At 75.8% G+C, this 17,424-nt stretch carries 1 protein-coding gene and 1 pseudogene; both read left to right on the forward strand.

Annotated elements, in window-relative coordinates:
- Positions 1–24 precede the first annotated feature (24 nt).
- A complete protein-coding gene (locus tag ADK86_RS04320) occupies positions 25–14,925 on the forward strand; it encodes a non-ribosomal peptide synthetase (protein WP_078951791.1) in 14,901 nt (4,966 codons plus the stop codon).
- Positions 14,926–14,970: 45 nt separating this feature from the next.
- A pseudogene (locus tag ADK86_RS44215) lies at positions 14,971–17,394 on the forward strand (non-ribosomal peptide synthetase); the annotation flags it as partial.
- Positions 17,395–17,424: the final 30 nt, after the last annotated feature.

The following is a 17,424-nucleotide window of genomic DNA, read 5'->3' on the forward strand; positions in this document are numbered from 1 at the left end:
GCACGTCGTGTTGAGGAGTAAGCGATGACCCGATCTCTTGTCGAGGACGTGTGGCCGCTCTCGCCGCTGCAGGAAGGGCTGCTGTTCCACGCCTCCTTCGACGAGGAGGGCCCGGACGTCTACCAGGGGCAGCGGACGCTGGCACTGGACGGACCGCTGGACGCCGATCTGCTGCGTGCCTCCTGGCAGGCGCTGGTGGCCCGGCACCCGGTGCTGCGGGCGGGCTTCCGGCGCCGCAAGTCGGGCGACGCGGTGCAGGTGGTCGCGCGCGAGGTGACACTGCCGTGGCGGGAGGCCGATGTGTCCGGCCTCGGCGGGGCCGAAGCCCTCGCCGAGGCGGAGCGGCTGGCAGCCGAGGAGCGGGCCGAGCGGTTCGACCCGGCGGTGCCGCCGCTGCTGCGCCTGCTGCTGATCCGCCTGGGCGGTGAGCGGCACCGGCTGGTCATCACCTCCCACCACGTCCTGATGGACGGCTGGTCGATGCCGGTGCTGCTGGGCGAGCTGACCACGGTGTACGCGGCGGGCGGCGACGCCCGCGGGCTGCCCCGCGCGGCCCGCTACCGCGACTACCTGGCCTGGCTGAACCGGCAGGACAAGGACGCCGCCCGGCAGGCGTGGCGGGCGGAGCTGGCCGGCAACGACGAGCCGACCCTCGTCGCACCGGCCGACCCGGCCCGGCTGCCCGTCGTCCCCGAGAGCCTGATCAGCGAGATCCCCGAGGACCTGACACGCGGCCTGGTCGGGCTGGCCCGCGCCCGCGGCCTGACGGTGAACACCGTCGTGCAGGGCGCCTGGGCGCTGGTCCTGGCGCGGCTGGCCGGGCGTGACGACGTGGTGTTCGGCGCGACCGTGGCCGGGCGCCCCGACGAACTGCCCGGCGTCGAGTCGATGGTGGGCCTGTTCATCAACACGCTGCCGGTCCGCGTACCGCTGGACGGCGCGCAGCCGCTGCACCGCCTCCTCGCCGGCATCCAGGAGCGGCAGACCGCCCTCATGTCCCACCAGCACCTGGGCCTGGGCGAGATCCAGAAGCTGGCCGGGCCCGGCGCGGTCTTCGACACGCTCGTGGTGTTCGAGAACTACCCGGCGGCGCCCGTCGGAACGACCGGTCCCGACGCCTTCACCCTGCGCTTCCTCGAAGGCCGGGAGACCTCCCACTACCCCTTCACCCTGGTCGTCGTGCCGGGCGACCGGATGCTCTGCAAGCTCGACTATCGCCCGGACCTCTTCGACCGCCCCACCGCCGAGGCCGTCTTCGGCCGGCTGGTACGGGTGCTGGAGCAGATGGTGGCCGACCCGTCGGCGCCGGTGGGCCGGATCGGCGTGCTGGGCGGGGACGAGCGGCACCGGGTCGTGGAGGGCTGGAACGTGACGGCCACGGAGGTCGCGGGACCGTCGGTGCCGGAGCTGATCGCGCGGCGGGTGGCGTCGGCGCCGGACGCCGTGGCGGTATCGGACGGCCAACGGCGGCTTACATACGCGCAGTTGGATGCCGAGGCGGGCCGCCTGACCGCGTATCTGCACGGCTTGGGTGTGGGCCGTGGCGATCGGGTCGCGGTGGTGCTGGAGCGGTCCGCCGATCTGGTGGTGGCGCTGCTCGGCGTCTGGCAGGCCGGGGCCGCGTACGTACCGGTGGACGCCGGATATCCGGCGGAGCGGATCGCGTTCATGCTGGACGACTCGCGGCCGTCCGCCGTGGTGTGCGGCGAGGCGACACGGTCGGCGGTTCCGGTGGACACGGCCGTGCCGCTGGTGGTGCTGGACGCGGTGGAGCTGCCGGACTCGACGCTGCAAGTGCCCGTGGCGGCAGGTGACTTGGCGTACGTGATGTACACCTCCGGCTCCACCGGCACCCCGAAGGGCGTGGCCGTGCCGCACGGCAGCGTCGCCGCGCTGACCGGCGATCGCGGCTGGGCCGCCGGGCCGGACGACGCGGTGCTCCTGCACGCGCCGCACGCCTTCGACGTGTCGCTCTTCGAGATCTGGGTTCCGCTGGTCGCCGGCGGCCGGGTCGAGGTGGCGCGGCCGGGCGCGGTGGACGCGCAGCGGATACGCGAGGCCGTGGCCGCCGGGGTGTCGGCGGTGCACGTCACGGCCGGGCTGTTCCGGGTGGTGGCGGAGGAGGCGCCGGAGTGCTTCGCGGGGCTGCGGGAGGTGCTGACCGGCGGTGACGTGGTTCCGGCGGCGTCCGTCGCGCGCGTCCGGGAGGCGTGCCCCGGCCTGGCCGTACGGCATCTGTACGGGCCCACCGAGGTGACGCTGTGCGCCACCTGGCACCTGCTGCGCCCCGGCGACGCGGCGGGCCCCGAGCTGCCGGTCGGCCGCCCGCTGGGCAACCGGCAGGTGTACGTACTGGACGCGTTCCTCCAGCCCGTGCCGCCGGGCGTGACCGGCGAACTGTACGTCGCCGGAACCGGGCTGGCGCAGGGCTACTGGCAGCGCGCCGGGCTCAGCGCCGAGCGCTTCGTGGCGTGCCCGTTCGCGCCCGGCATGGGGGCCGAAGGCCGGGGGAGGATGTACCGGACCGGCGACCTGGTGCGCTGGACGCGCGACGGGGAACTGGTCTTCGTCGGGCGGGCCGACGAGCAGGTCAAGGTGCGCGGCTTCCGCGTGGAGCTGGGCGAGGTGGAAGCCGCGCTGGCCGCCCACCCGGCGGTCGGGCAGGCCGTGGTGGTGGCGCGCGCGGACGGCCCCGGTGAACGGCGGCTGGTCGGCTATGTCGTACCGGACGGGCAGGAGGCGGACGCGGAGCAGATCCGCGAGCACGTCGCCAAGGTGCTGCCGGACTACATGGTGCCCGCGGCCGTCCTGGTCCTGCCCGAGCTGCCGGTGACGGTCAACGGCAAGGTGGACCGCGCGGCGCTGCCCGCCCCCGACTTCGCGGGGCGGGTCTCCGGGCGGGCGCCGCGCACCGAGGCCGAGGAGACGCTGTGCGGCCTGTTCGCCGAGGTGCTCGGGCTCGACCGGGTGGGCATCGACGACGGGTTCTTCGCGCTGGGCGGTGACTCGATCGGCTCGATGCAGCTGGTGTCGCGGGCCCGTCGCGCCGGACTGGTGCTGACGCCGCGTCAGGTCTTCGACCACCGGACCGTGGAGCGGCTGGCGGCCGTCGCGACCCGTACCGACGCGGCCGCGCGTGCGGCGTCCGACGTGGGCATCGGCGAGGTGCCGTGGACGCCGGTCATGCGGGCGCTGGGGGAGCGGGCGGCCCGCCCCGGGTTCGCCCAGTGGATGGTCCTCGGCGCACCGGCCGGACTGGGGCCGGACGCGCTGACCGCCGGTCTGGCCGCCGTCCTGGACACCCACGACATGCTGCGCGCCCGGGTGCGCGACGGCGCGGCGGGGCCGGTGTTCGACGTGCCCGGCCGCGGCGCGGTGGACGCCGCCGCGCTCGTCACCCGTACCGACGCCACAGAAGCACCGGACGACGAACTGGACGGCATCGCCGAGCGCGCGGCGAGCGACGCCGCCGCACGGCTGGACCCGGCCGCGGGCGAGATGGTCCGGGCCGTGTGGGTGGACGCCGGGCCGGAGCGGACCGGACGGCTCGCCCTCGTCGTCCACCACCTCGTCGTGGACGGCGTGTCCTGGCGCATCCTCGCGCCCGACCTGCGCGCCGCCTGCGAGGCCGTGACGGCGGGACAGGCGCCCGAGCCGGACCCGGTCGGCACGTCCTTCCGCCGGTGGGCGGACCTCCTCGTCACCCAGGCGACCGACGCGTCCCGTACGGCGGAACTGGCGGACTGGACCGCCCTGCTCGACACCGCCGGGCCCCAGCTCGGCACCCGCGCCCCCGACCCGGCCACCGACACCGCGGCGACCCTGCGCCGCCGGTCGTGGACGGTCACCGGCGCGGCGGCGGCCACCGTACTGAACCGGGCACCGGCCGCCTTCCACTGCGGCGCGCACGACGTGCTGCTGGCCACGCTGGCGGGCGCGGTCGCGCACTGGCGTCCGGAGGCGGGCGCCGGGCTCCTGGTGGACATCGAGGGCCACGGCCGCGAACCGCTCGACGGTACGGATCTGACGCGCACGGTGGGCTGGTTCACCAGCGTCCACCCCGTCCGCCTGGACCTCACCGGCATCGACCTGCCGCAGGCGCTGACCGGCGGGCCCGCGGCCGGCGCGCTGCTCAAGACCGTCAAGGAGCAGGCGCGCGCGGTGCCCGGCGACGGCCTCGGGTACGAGCTGCTGCGCCACCTCAACCCGGAGACCGGCCCCGCGCTGGACGCTCTTGCGGCCCCGCAGCTCGGCTTCAACTACCTCGGCCGCTTCACCGGCGGGGCGGACGGCGGCTCCGTGGCCGCGTGGCAGCCGGCCGGTACGGCCGCGGTCGGCGGTACGGCCGCGCCCGACCTGCCCGCCCGGCACGCCCTGGAGGCGAGCGCGGTCGTCCGCGACACCCCGCACGGGCCGGTGCTGGACCTCGCGCTGAGCTGGCCCGCCGCCCTCCTCGACGAGACCGCGGTGGCCCGGCTCGGCGACGCCTGGCTGGACCTCCTCGGCGGCCTGGCCACGCACGCCGACGCCCCCGGCGCGGGCGGGCACACCCCCGGCGACTTCCCGCTGCTGGACCTCACCCAGGACAGCGTGACGGCGCTGGAGGCCGCCGTGCCGTCGCTGACGGACATCTGGCCGCTGTCGCCCCTCCAGGAAGGGCTGCTGTTCCACGCGGCCTTCGAAGAGGAGGGCCCGGACGTCTACGAGACCCAGCGGCTGCTGGATCTGAACGGGCCGCTGGACGCCGCCCGCCTGCGCGCCTCCTGGGAAGCGCTGCTGGCCCGGCACGACGCCCTGCGCGCCAGCTTCCACCAGCGGGAATCCGGCGACACCGTGCAGGTCGTCGCGCGGGACGTGACCCTGCCGTGGGCCGAGGCGGACGTATCGGCGCTGCCGCAGGACGAGCGGCAGGCCGCGCTGGACGAGCTGGCCGCGAACGAGCGCGCCCACCGCTTCGACCTCGCGGCGGCCCCGCTGCTGCGGCTGCTGCTCGTCCGCCTCGCCGCGGACCGGCACTGCCTGGTGGTGACCAGCCACCACATCCTGCTGGACGGCTGGTCGATGCCGGTCGTCCTGGACGAACTCGGCGCGGCCTACGCGGCGGGCGGCGACGGCGCGGGGCTCAGGCGCACCGCCTCCTACCGCGACTACCTGGCCTGGCTGGAGCGCCAGGACCGGGACGCCGCGCGGGCCGCCTGGCGGGCGGAACTCGCCGGCGCCGAGGAATCGACGCTGGTGGCCCGCACCACCGACCAGGGCCGGGCACCGGCAGCCCCCGAAACGGGCTCCGCCGAACTGTCCGAGGACGGCACCCGGGCCCTCACCGAACTGGCCCGCCGCCACGGCCTGACCGTCAACACCGTGGTGCAGGGCGCCTGGGCGATGGTGCTGGCGCGCCTGGCCGGGCGTACCGACGTGGTGTTCGGCGGCACCGTCTCCGGCCGCCCGCCGGAGCTGCCCGATGTCGAGTCGATGGTCGGCCTGTTCATCAACACCCAGCCGGTACGGGTCACTCTCGACGGCGCGCAGCCCGTGCTGCGCCTGCTCGCCGGACTCCAGGAGCGCCAGTCCGCGCTGATGGCGCACCAGCACCTCGGGCTCTCCGAGGTCCAGGGCCTGGCCGGGCCCGGCGCGGTCTTCGACACGATGCTGATGTTCGAGAACTACCCGCGCACCACCGCCACCCTGTCCGGCGCCGTGCGGTCCGGCGACGAGGTGACGATCAGCCAGTCCGACATCGTGGCGGGCACCCACTACCCGCTGGCCGTGGGCGTCGTCCCCGGCGACCGGCTGCGCGTCTACGTCACGTACCGCCCCGACCTGTTCGACCGGCGCGAGGCCCGGCGGCTGGGGGAGCGGGTCGTGCGCGTCCTGGAGCAGATCGTGGCGGATCCCGAGGCGCCGGCCGGCCGGATCGGTGTGCTGGGCGCGCCGGAACACGCCCGGGTCGTCGGGGAATGGAACACCACGGCGGCCGGGCAGCCGGCCGGCGCGACGGTGCCGGAGCTGTTCGCCGCGCAGGTGGCGCGGGCGGGCGACGCGGTGGCCGTGGTGGACGGGCGACGAACTGTCGAATATGCACGGTTGGACACCGAGGCGCGCCGTATCGCGGCGCATCTGCACGGCCTGGGCGTGGGGCGCGGCGACCGCGTCGCCGTCGTGATGGAGCGGTCGGCCGATCTGATCGCTGCGCTGCTCGGCGTGTGGCAGGCCGGGGCCGCGTATGTGCCGGTGGACCCGGGTTACCCGGCGGAGCGGATCGCGTTCCTGCTGGCGGACTCCGGTCCGGCGGCCGTGCTGTGCACCGAGGCCACGCGGCCGGTGGTACCGGCGGACGCGGCCGGGCGCACGGTGGTCCTGGACGAGGTGGGGGCCGGGGGCGCCGTGCCGCAAGTGGCCGTAGGCGCTGACGACTTGGCGTACGTCATGTACACCTCCGGCTCGACGGGCACCCCGAAGGGCGTCGCCGTGCCGCACGGCAGCGTGGCCGCGCTGGCCGGGGAGCGGGGCTGGTCCCTCGGCCCGGACGACGCGGTGCTGATGCACGCGCCGCATGTCTTCGACGCCTCGCTGTACGAGATCTGGGTGCCGCTGGCCACCGGCGCGCGCGTCGTGGTGGCCGCCCCCGGCACGGTCGACGCCGGGCGCGTCCGCGAGGCGGTGGCGGCGGGGGTGACGGCCGTCCACCTCACGGCGGGCCTGTTCCGGGTGACCGCCGAGGAGGCCCCCGACTGCTTCGCCGGGCTGCGCGAAGTGCTGACCGGCGGCGATGTGGTCCCGGCGGCGTCCGTCGCCCGCGTACGGGACGCCTGCCCGGACGTGACGGTCCGGCACCTGTACGGGCCGACCGAGACCACGCTGTGCGCCACCTGGCACCGGCTGCGGCCGGACGAGGCCGTGGCGGACGTGCTGCCCATCGGCCGCCCGCTGCCCAACCGCCGGGTGTACGTCCTGGACGCGTTCCTCCAGCCCGTACCGCCCGGCGTGGACGGCGAGCTGTACCTCGCCGGGACGGGCCTGGCGCGCGGCTACCTCGACCGCTCCGGGGCGACGGCCGAACGCTTCGTCGCCTGCCCCTTCGCGCCCGGCACGGGGGTCCCCCCGGCCGAAGGCGGGGGGAGGATGTACCGCACCGGCGACCTGGCGCACTGGACCGACGACGGTGAACTCGTCTTCGCCGGGCGGGCGGACACCCAGGTCAAGGTGCGCGGCTACCGGGTGGAGCCGGGCGAGGTGGAAGCGGCGCTGACCGGGCACCCGGCGGTCGCCCAGGCCGTGGTGGTGGCCCGCGAGGACCGGCCGGGCGAACGCCGCCTGATCGGGTACGTGGTGCCGGACGCGGCGGCCGTGGACGGCGAGGCGGTCCGCGGCCACGTCGCCGGGCTGCTGCCGGACTACCTGGTCCCGGCCGCCGTGGTGGTGCTGGACGCGCTCCCGGTGACCGCCAACGGCAAGGTGGACCGGGCCGCGCTGCCCGCCCCCGACTTCGCCGCGCGGGCAGGGGGGCGGGCACCGCGCAACGCGGCCGAAGAGACGCTGTGCGCCCTGTTCGCCGAGGTGCTGGGCGTGGACCAGGTGGGCGTCGAGGACAGCTTCTTCGAGCTGGGCGGCGACTCGATCATGTCGCTGCAACTGGTCTCGCGCGCCCGGCGCGCCGGAATCGTCGTCACGCCGTGGCAGGTCTTCGAGGAGAAGACCCCCGAGCGGCTGGCCGAGGTCGCCGAGACGGCCGAGGGCGGCGACGGAGCGTCGCAGGACGCGCCGGACGACACGGCGGGCGAGGTCGCCTGGACTCCAGTGGTACGGGCGCTGGGCGTACCGGCCGCGACCCGGCCCGCGTTCGCGCAGTGGGCGGTCCTGGGCGCGCCCGCCGGACTGGGCGAGGACGTACTCGCCGCCGGGCTGGCCGCCGTACTGGACACCCACGCCATGCTGCGGGCCCGGGTGACGGACGACGGGCCGGAGCCGGCGCTGCATGTGCCCGCGCGCGGCGCGGTGGACGCCGCCGCGCTGGTCAGCCGCGTCGACGCCACCGACGTACCGGACGACGGCCTGGACGTGCTGGCCGACCAGGCCGCGCGGGACGCCGTGGAACGCCTGGCGCCCGCCGACGGCGTCCTCGTACAGGCGGTGTGGCTGGACGCCGGTCCCGGACGGACCGGCCGGCTGGTCCTCGCCGTCCACCACCTGGTCGTCGACGGCGTCTCCTGGCGCGTCCTCGTACCCGACCTGCAAGCCGCCTGCGAAGCGGTGGCGGCGGACCGGGAACCGGACCTCGACCCGGTCGGCACGTCCTTCCCGCAGTGGTCGGCCCTGCTGGCCGCCCAGGCGGCGGACCCCGCGCGCACCGCGGAACTGGAGCAGTGGACCGCCCTGCTGGACGGCCCCGCCCCGCTGATCGGCGAGCGGGCCCTCGACCCGGCGCGGGACACCGCGGGAACCGTACGCCGCCGCACCTGGACCGTGCCGCGCTCCGCGTCCGCCGTCCTCGCCGCCCGGACCCCGGCCGCCTTCCACTGCGGCGTCCACGACGTGCTGTTGGCCGCGCTGGCCGCCGCCGTGACCCGGCAGCAGGACGAGCGCGGCCAGGACACCGGTGCAGTCCTGCTGGACATCGAAGGGCACGGTCGCGAGCCGCTGGCGGACGCGGATCTGTCCCGTACGGTCGGCTGGTTCACCAGCACCCACCCGCTGCGGCTGCGGCTGGCCGGTCTCGACCTGGCGCAGGCCCGTGCGGGCGGCCCCGCCGCCGGGGCGCTGCTCAAGAGCGTCAAGGAGCAGGCCCGCGCGGTGCCGGGTGACGGCCTCGGGTACGAACTGCTGCGCCACCTCAACCCCGAGACCGGCCCGGCACTGGCCGCCCTCCCGGCCCCGCAGATCGCCTTCAACTATCTCGGCCGCTTCACCGCGGGCGCGGAGACGGACGCGGTGGCGCCGTGGCAGATGGCCGGGGAAACGGCGCTCGGCGGGTCCGTGGACCCGGGCATGCCCGCCCGGCACGCCCTGGAAGCGGGCGCGGTCGTCCAGGACGGACCCGACGGGCCCGCGCTGACCCTGACCCTCAGCTGGCCCGGCGATCTCCTCGACGAGACCGCCGCGGAACGGCTCGGCCAGGACTGGCTGGCGATGCTCGACGGCCTGGCCACCCACACCGAAGGCCCCGGCGCGGGCGGCCACACCCCCTCCGACTTCTCCCTCCTGGCCCTCACCCAGGACACCGTGGAGGAACTGGAGGCCGCCGTACCGTCCCTGACGGACATCTGGCCGCTGTCGCCCCTCCAGGAAGGGCTGCTGTTCCACGCCGCCTTCGACGAGGACGGCCCGGACATCTACGAGGGCCAGCGGATGATGGAGCTGACCGGACCGCTCGACGTGGCCCGGCTGCGCGCCACCTGGCAGACGCTGCTGGTGCGCCACCCGTCCCTGCGGGCGAGCTTCCACCCGCGTGCGTCGGGTGAGACGGTGCAGGTCATCGCGCGTGACGTGCCGCTGCCGTGGCGCGAGGCGGACCTGTCCGGCCTGGCCGAGGACGCCGTACCGGACGCCCTCCAGGCACTCGCCGACGGCGACCGCGAGCACCGGCTCGACCTGTCGGTGGCGCCGCTGCTGCGGCTGCTGCTGGTCCGGCTCGGCGAGCGGCGGCACGTGCTCGTGCTGACCAGCCACCACATCGTCAAGGACGGCTGGTCCCTGCCGGTGCTGATCAACGAGATGGCGCAGGTGTACGCGGCGGGCGGCCACGACCGCACGCTGCCGCCCGCCACCTCCTACCGCGAGTACCTGGCCTGGCTGGACCGCCAGGACAAGGCGGCCGCACGGGACGCCTGGCGCGCCGAACTGGCCGGGGTGGACGAGCCGACCAGCGTGGTCCCGGCCGAACTGGTCCGCGCCCCCGCCGTACCGGAACGCATCCGCTTCGAGCTGTCCGACGACCTCACCCGGGGCCTGACCGAGCTGACCCGCGGCCTCGGGCTGACCACGAACACCGTCCTCCAGGGCATGTGGGCGCTGCTGCTCGCCCGGCTGACCGGGCGCCCCGACGTGGTCTTCGGCACCACCGTCGCCGGCCGCCCGCCGGAGCTGCCCGGCGTCGAGTCGATGATCGGCCTGTTCATCAACACCCTGCCGGTACGGGTCCACCTGGACGGCGCGCAGCCGGTCGCCGAGCTGCTCACCGACATCCAGCGGCGCCGCACCGCGCTCCTCGCCCATCAACACATCGGGCTCCCGGAGATCCAGCACCTCGCCGGACCCGGCGCGACCTTCGACACCCTCGTCGTCTACGAGAACTACCCGCAGCCGCCCGAGCCGCCGGCCGACCCGGACTCCCTCGCCGTACGCCCGGCCGGGGTCCCCGAGGACCGCGGCCACTACCCGCTGACCTGGATCGTTGCACCCGGCGAGCGCACCCAGGGCGACTTCATCTACCGGCCCGACGTCTTCCCGCGCGAACGCGCCGAACGCATGCAGGCTGCGCTCGTCCGCGCCCTGGAACAGGTGGTGGCGGACCCGGGCACGCCGGTCGGCCGCATCCGGCTGCTCGGCGAGGACGAACGGGAGCGGGTCGAGGACCGCTGGAACCGCACGGCGGTGCCCGCCCCGGACGCGCCGCTGCCGGAGCTGTTCGCCGCCCAGGCCGCACGGTCCCGGGACGCGGCGGCGCTGGTGACCGACACCGGCACTTTGGCCTATGGCGAACTCTCCCACCAGGCAGGGCAGTTGGCCCGCCACCTGGCCGGTCTCGGCGTCGGTCCCGAGGAGCGCGTCGCGGTGGCCGTGCAACGGTCGGCGGCCATGGTGACCGCCGTGCTGGCCGTCTCCATGGCGGGCGGCGCGTTCGTACCCGTCGACCCGGACCATCCGGCGGAGCGCGTGGCGTACGTCCTCGCGGACGCCGCGCCGTCGGCGGTGGTGTGCACGACCGCGACCCGGCACGTCGTCCCGGACGGGTTCGGCGGGCGCGTGGTGGTCCTGGACGACACGGCGGTGGCGGCCGAAGTGGCAGCACTGCCGGGCGGCCCCCTGACCGACGCCGAACGGACCGCGCCCCTGCGCACCGCCCACGCCGCCTACGTCACCTACACCTCCGGCTCCACCGGGCGGCCCAAGGGCGTCGTCGTGTCGCACGCGGGCCTGGGCAACCTGGCGCAGGCCCAGATCGAACGGTTCGCGGTGACACCGCGGTCGCGGGTCCTCCAGATGGCGTCGCTGAGCTTCGACGCGGCCGTCTCCGAACTGTGCATGGCCCTGCTGTCCGGCGCCGCCTCGGTGGTCCCGGGCCCGGAGGGCCTGCCGCCCCGCGTGTCGCTGGGCGCTGCGCTGCGCCGCTGGGACATCACCCACGCCACCGTCCCGCCGAGCGTGCTGGCGGTGGCCGAGGAACTGCCCGCGACGCTGGAGACACTGACCGTGGCGGGCGAAGCCTGCCCGCCCGGCCTGCCCGCCCGCTGGGCCGCCGGACGGCGGATGGTCAACGCGTACGGGCCGACCGAGACCACGGTCTGCGCGGCGATGAGCGCGCCGCTGGCACCGGACGCCGACCCGGTACCGATCGGGCGGCCGGTCGCCAACTCCCGTGCGTATGTGCTCGACGCCTTCCTCCAGCCGGTGCCGCCGGACGTGGCCGGTGAGCTGTACGTCACCGGCGTCAACCTCGCCCGCGGCTACCTGGGCCGCGCCGGGCTGACCGCGGAACGCTTCGTGGCCTGCCCGTTCGTGCCCGGGGAGCCGATGTACCGCACCGGGGACGTGGCGCGCTGGACAGCCGACGGCGAGCTGGTCTTCGTCGGCCGGGCCGACGCCCAGGTCAAGGTGCGCGGCTACCGGGTCGAGCCGGGCGAGGTGGAGGCCGCGCTCGCCACCCACCCGGCCGTCGCCCAGGCCGTCGTGGTGGCCCGCGAGGACCGCCCCGGCGACCGCCGCCTGGTCGGCTACGTGGTCGCGGACACGGCCACCGAAGGCCGGGACGAGCGGCTCGAACAGGAGCAGGTCGGCGAGTGGCAGGACCTGTACGACACCCTGCACGCCCACCCCGAGTCCGACGTGCTGGGCGAGAACTTCGCCGGCTGGAACAGCAGCTACGACGGGCAGCCCATCCCGCTGGAGCAGATGCGCGAGTGGCGGTCCCGGACCGTCGAGCGCATCCGCGCGCTGCGCCCGCGCCGGGTGCTGGAGCTCGGTGTCGGCACCGGCCTCCTCCTCTCCCGGCTCGCGCCCGACTGCGAGACCTACTGGGGCACCGACTTCTCCGCGCCGGCGATCGAGGAACTGCGGCGGCACGTCGGCCGCGACCCCGGGCTGGCCGGACGGGTCGAACTGCGCACCCAGGCCGCCCATGAGGCGGACGGCCTGCCCGCCGGGTACTTCGACACGATCGTTGTGAACTCGGTCGCGCAGTACTTCCCCAACGCGGACTACCTCCGGGAGGTCGTGGAGCTGGCCGTACGGCTGCTGGCCCCGGGCGGCGCGCTGTTCGTCGGCGACGTGCGCAACGTACGGCTGCTGCGCGCCCTGACCACCGCCGTGCACGTACACCGCGCCGGGGACGACGGCGACCCGGCCGCCCTGCGGCGGGCCGTGGAGCGCGGCGTCGTCCTGGAGAAGGAACTCCTCGTCGACCCGGAGTTCTTCACGGCGCTGGGCGACCGGCTGCCGGACGCCGCGGGCGTGGACATCCGGCTCAAGCGCGGCCGGCACCACAACGAGCTGACCCGTTACCGCTACGACGTGACGCTGCACAAGCGGGGAGCCGCCGTGCTCACCCTCGACGGCGCGCCGGAGCACGAATGGGCGGACCGCGACGGCGGCCTCGCCGCGCTGCGGCGGCACCTGGACGGTGAGCGGCCCGACCGGCTGCGCGTCACCGGCGTGCCCAACACCCGGGTCGCGTACGAGGCGGCGCTCGCCCGCGCCGTCCAGGACGGCGGGGACCCGGCCGGGGTGCCGGTCACGGCCCCCGACGGGCCCGACGTCGAGGCGTTCCACGAGCTGGGGGAGAGCCTGGGCTACTGGGTGGGGGCCACCTGGTCCGCCGGTACGCCGGAGCACCTGGACCTCACGTTCGTCCGCGCCGAACTGGCCGACGGGGCCGCGCCGGTGGACACCTACGTACCGGCCGGAGGCACCGCCGATCCGGAGGCGCCGCTGACGGCGTGGACCAACGCGCCGGCCGCGGGCCGCGACACCGGCGCGCTGCTGGCCGCCCTGCGCGCACACGTCGCCGAGCGGCTGCCCGAGTACATGGTCCCCGCGGCCCTGGTGCCGCTGGACCGGCTGCCGCTCACCCCGAACGGCAAGGTCGACCGCCGGGCGCTGCCCGCGCCCGACTTCGCCGGGCAGGTCTCCGGGCGCGCCCCGCGCACCCCGGTGGAGGAGACGCTGTGCACCCTGTTCGCCGAGGTGCTCGGCCTCGAACGGGTGGGTATCGACGACGACTTCTTCCAGGTGGGCGGCGACTCCGTGATGTCGATGCAGCTGGCCTCCCGGGCCCGCCGCGCCGGACTGGACCTGACGCCGCGCCAGGTCTTCGAGCAGTCGACGCCCGAGCGCCTGGCGGAGACGGTGGAGGCGGACCGGGCGGCGGACCGCGCACGGGCGGCCGGGAACGTCGGTACGGGCCCGGTCGCGGCCACCCCCGCGATGCGGGCGCTGGGCGGGCACGCCTTCGACCGGGGCCTCGCCGAGTGGATCACCGTGACCGTGCCGGCCGGTCTGGAGGCGCGCACGCTGACCGCCGGGCTCGCCGCCGTATTGGACACGCACGACATGCTGCGGTCCCGCGTGGTGACGGACGACGACGCCGGACCGGTGCTGGTGGCCGGTGAACGCGGCACGGTCGACGCCGCCTCGGTGCTCACCCGCGTCGACGCCACGGGCATCTCCGACGACGACCTGGACACCGTCGCGGACCGCGCCGGACGGGAGACGGCGGAGCAGCTGGACCCGGCCGCGGGTCCCGTGCTCCGGGCCGTGTGGCTGGACGCCGGACCCGAACGCGTCGGTCGACTGGCGCTCGTGGCCCACCACTTGGCCGTGGACGAGGCATCCTGGCGGATCGTCGTCGGCGACCTCGCGGCGGCCTGCGCGGCCGTGGCCTCCGGTGCCGTACCGGAACTCGCGCCTGTAGGCACGTCCTTCCGGCGGTGGGCCGAAGAACTGACCGGCGAGAGCCCGGCGGTCGTAACGGACTTGGGCGCTATGGCGCACCGGTCGTGGACCGTACCCCGCGACACCGCCGTCACCCTCCTCCACCGAACCCTGCCCCTCTACCACTGCGAGCCCCACGAAGTGCTGCTCGCCGCCCTGGCGGGCGCCGTCGCGCGCGACGGGAGCGGTGCGTCCGTCGTGGTGGCGGTCGAGCAGGACGGCCGGGACAGCGGTGAACTGGCCCGCACCGTCGGCCGGTTCACCGCCCTCAGGCCCGTACGCCTGGACCTGTCCGGCACCGATTTGGACGGGGCTTGGGCGGGCGGCCCGGCGGCCGGTACGTTGGTGAAGGCCGTCAAGGAACAGCTGCGCGCCCGCCCCGGAGCCGGTGCGGTCCCGGACGCCCTGCCGGAACCGCGCATCTCCTACACCCACCGGGACCGGTCCCGCACCGGACCGGCGGACGGACCCTGGCAGCCGGCCGGCGCCGCGGCCGACGGCACGCCCCGGCCCGGCCTGCCCGCCGGGTCCGCGAGCACGGTCCTCCGGGGCACCCACGACGAGCCGGAACTGACCCTCGCGCTCGGCCTGCCCGCGCACGCGGACGCGGCGGCGGCCGAGCGTATCGGCCGGGCATGGCTGGACCTGCTGTCCGGCCTGGCCGTGCACACCACCGACCCGGCGGCGGGCGGCCACACCCCCTCCGACTTCGGGCTCCTCGATCTCGCCCAGCAGCAGATCGACGAGCTGGAGGCCGGGTTCACCGACGACAAGCGCTAACGACCCACCACGAGGCGTTGTGAGGAGAAAGCGATGACCCGATCCATGGTCGAGGACGTGTGGCCGCTGTCACCACTGCAAGAGGGGCTGCTCTTCCACGCCACCTTCGACGAGGAGGGACCGGACGTCTACACGGTGCAGTCCGCGCACGCCGTCAACGGCCCCTTGGACGCGGGCCGGCTGCGCGCGGCGTGGGAGACCCTGATCGCCCGGCACGCGGCGCTGCGCGCCTGCTTCCGCCGGGTCAGCGGGGCCCGCATGGTGCAGGTCATCGCCCGCGAGGTGGAACTGCCGTGGCAGGAGACCGACCTTACGCACCTCGCGCCCGACGACGCGGAGGACGAGGCGGAGCGGCTGGCCGCGGCCGAGCGGGCCCGCCGCTTCGACCTCGCCACCGCGCCGCTGCTGCGCGTGCTGCTGATCCGCCTCGGGGACGGCCGGCACCGGATGGTCGTCACCAGCCACCACATCCTGATGGACGGCTGGTCGATGCCGATCGTGCTCGCCGAACTCTCCGCGGCGTACGCGGACGGCGGCCACGGCGGCGCGCTGCCGCCGACCGCCTCGTACCGCGACTACCTGGCCTGGCTGGGCCGCCAGGACAAGGACGCGGCCCGCGAGGCGTGGCGGGCCGAACTGGCCGGGGCCGAGGAACCGACGCTGGTCGTCCCGGCGGACCGGACCCGCGCCTCGGTGGTCCCCGAGGACGTCCTGATCGACATCCCCGAAGGCCCCTCCCGCGATCTGGTCGACCTGGCCCGCCGCCACGGGCTGACGCTCAACACCCTCTTCCAGGGCGCCTGGGCGCTGGTCCTCGCCCGGCTGGCCGGCCGCACCGACGTGGTTTTCGGCGCCACCGTCGCGGGCCGCCCGCACGACCTGCCGCACGTGGAGTCCATGGTCGGCCTGTTCATCAACACCCTGCCCGTACGGGTACGGCTCGACGGCGGGCAGCCCGCCATCGACCTCCTCACCGACCTCCAGGAACGCCAGTCGGCACTGCTCCCGCACCAGCACCTGGGCCTGTCGGAGGTACAGCAGCTCGCCGGGCCCGGCGCGTCCTTCGACACCCTCGTCGTCTACGAGAGCTTCCCGCGCCCGCCCGCCGCGCCGGACGACCCGCAGGCCCTCACGCTGGAGCCCGCCGGACTCTCCCGCAACGCGGCGCACTACCCCATCACCCTCGGCGTGTTCCCCGGCGACCGCATCAGCCTGCGGCTGTCCGCCCGGCCCGACCTGTTCGGCGAGGCGGCGACCCGGCGGATCGGGCAGCGGGTGGTCCGCGTGCTGGCGCAGCTGGCCGCCGACCCCACGGTGCCGGTGGGCCGCATCGGCGTCCTGGAGGAGCCGGAGCGCGACCTCGTCCTGGCCGGGTGGAACGCCACCGCGGCCAAGGCCCCGGGCGCCACGGTGCCGGAGCTGATCGCCGGGCAGGCGGCGCAGGTGCCGGGCGCGGTCGCGGTCAGCGACCCGCGGCGCTCCCTGTCGTACGCCGAACTCACCCGCGAGTCGGACCGGCTGGCCGCCTACCTCGCCGGCCGCGGCGTGCAGCGGGGCGACCGGGTCGCGGTGCTGATGGACCGCTCGGCGGACCTCCTCGTGACCCTCCTGGCGGTGTGGAAGACCGGCGCCGCCTACGTCCCGGTCGACCCCGGCTACCCGGCCGAGCGGGTCGCGTTCCTGCTGGCCGACTCCGGCCCGTCGGCGGTGGTGTGCACGGCGGCCACCCGCGACGCGGTGCCGGTCGACGCCGCCGTGGAGCTGGTCGTGCTGGACGACGCCCGGGTACGGGCCGCCGTCGCGGTGGCCCCGGCCGACGCCCTCGTACCCGTACGCGTGGCAGCGGAGGACCTCGCGTACGTGATGTACACCTCGGGCTCCACCGGGCAGCCGAAGGGCGTGGCGGTGCCGCACGGCAGCGTGGCCGGGCTGGTCGGCGACCTGGGCTGGTCGGTCGGCCCGCGCGACGCGGTGCTGATGCACGCGCCGCACGCCTTCGACGCCTCGCTGTTCGAGGTGTGGGTGCCGCTGGCCTCCGGCGGCCGCGTGGTGGTCGCGGCGCCCGGCGCGGTGGACGCGCAGGACATCCGCGCCGCGGTGGCCGCCGGGGTGAGCGCGGTGCACCTGACGGCCGGCACGTTCCGCGTGGTGGCCGAGGAGGCGCCGGAGTGCCTGCGCGGCCTGCGCGAGGTGCTGACCGGCGGTGACGTGGTGCCCGCCGCGGCCGTCGCGCGGGTGCGCGCGGCCTGCCCCGACACCGCCGTACGCCATCTGTACGGACCCACCGAGACCACGCTGTGCGCGACCTGGCACCTGACCCGGGCGGGCGAGGACCCGGCCGCGGTGCTGCCGATCGGCCGACCGCTGTCCAACCGGCAGGTCTACGTCCTGGACGCGTTCCTCCAGCCGGTCCCGGCCGGCACACCGGGCGAGCTGTACGTGGCCGGCACCGGGCTGGCCCGGGGCTACCTGGGCCGCGCGGGGCTGACCGCGGAACGC

Source organism: Streptomyces sp. NRRL F-5755 (genome assembly GCF_001279365.1).
Lineage (GTDB): Bacteria > Actinomycetota > Actinomycetes > Streptomycetales > Streptomycetaceae > Streptomyces > Streptomyces rimosus.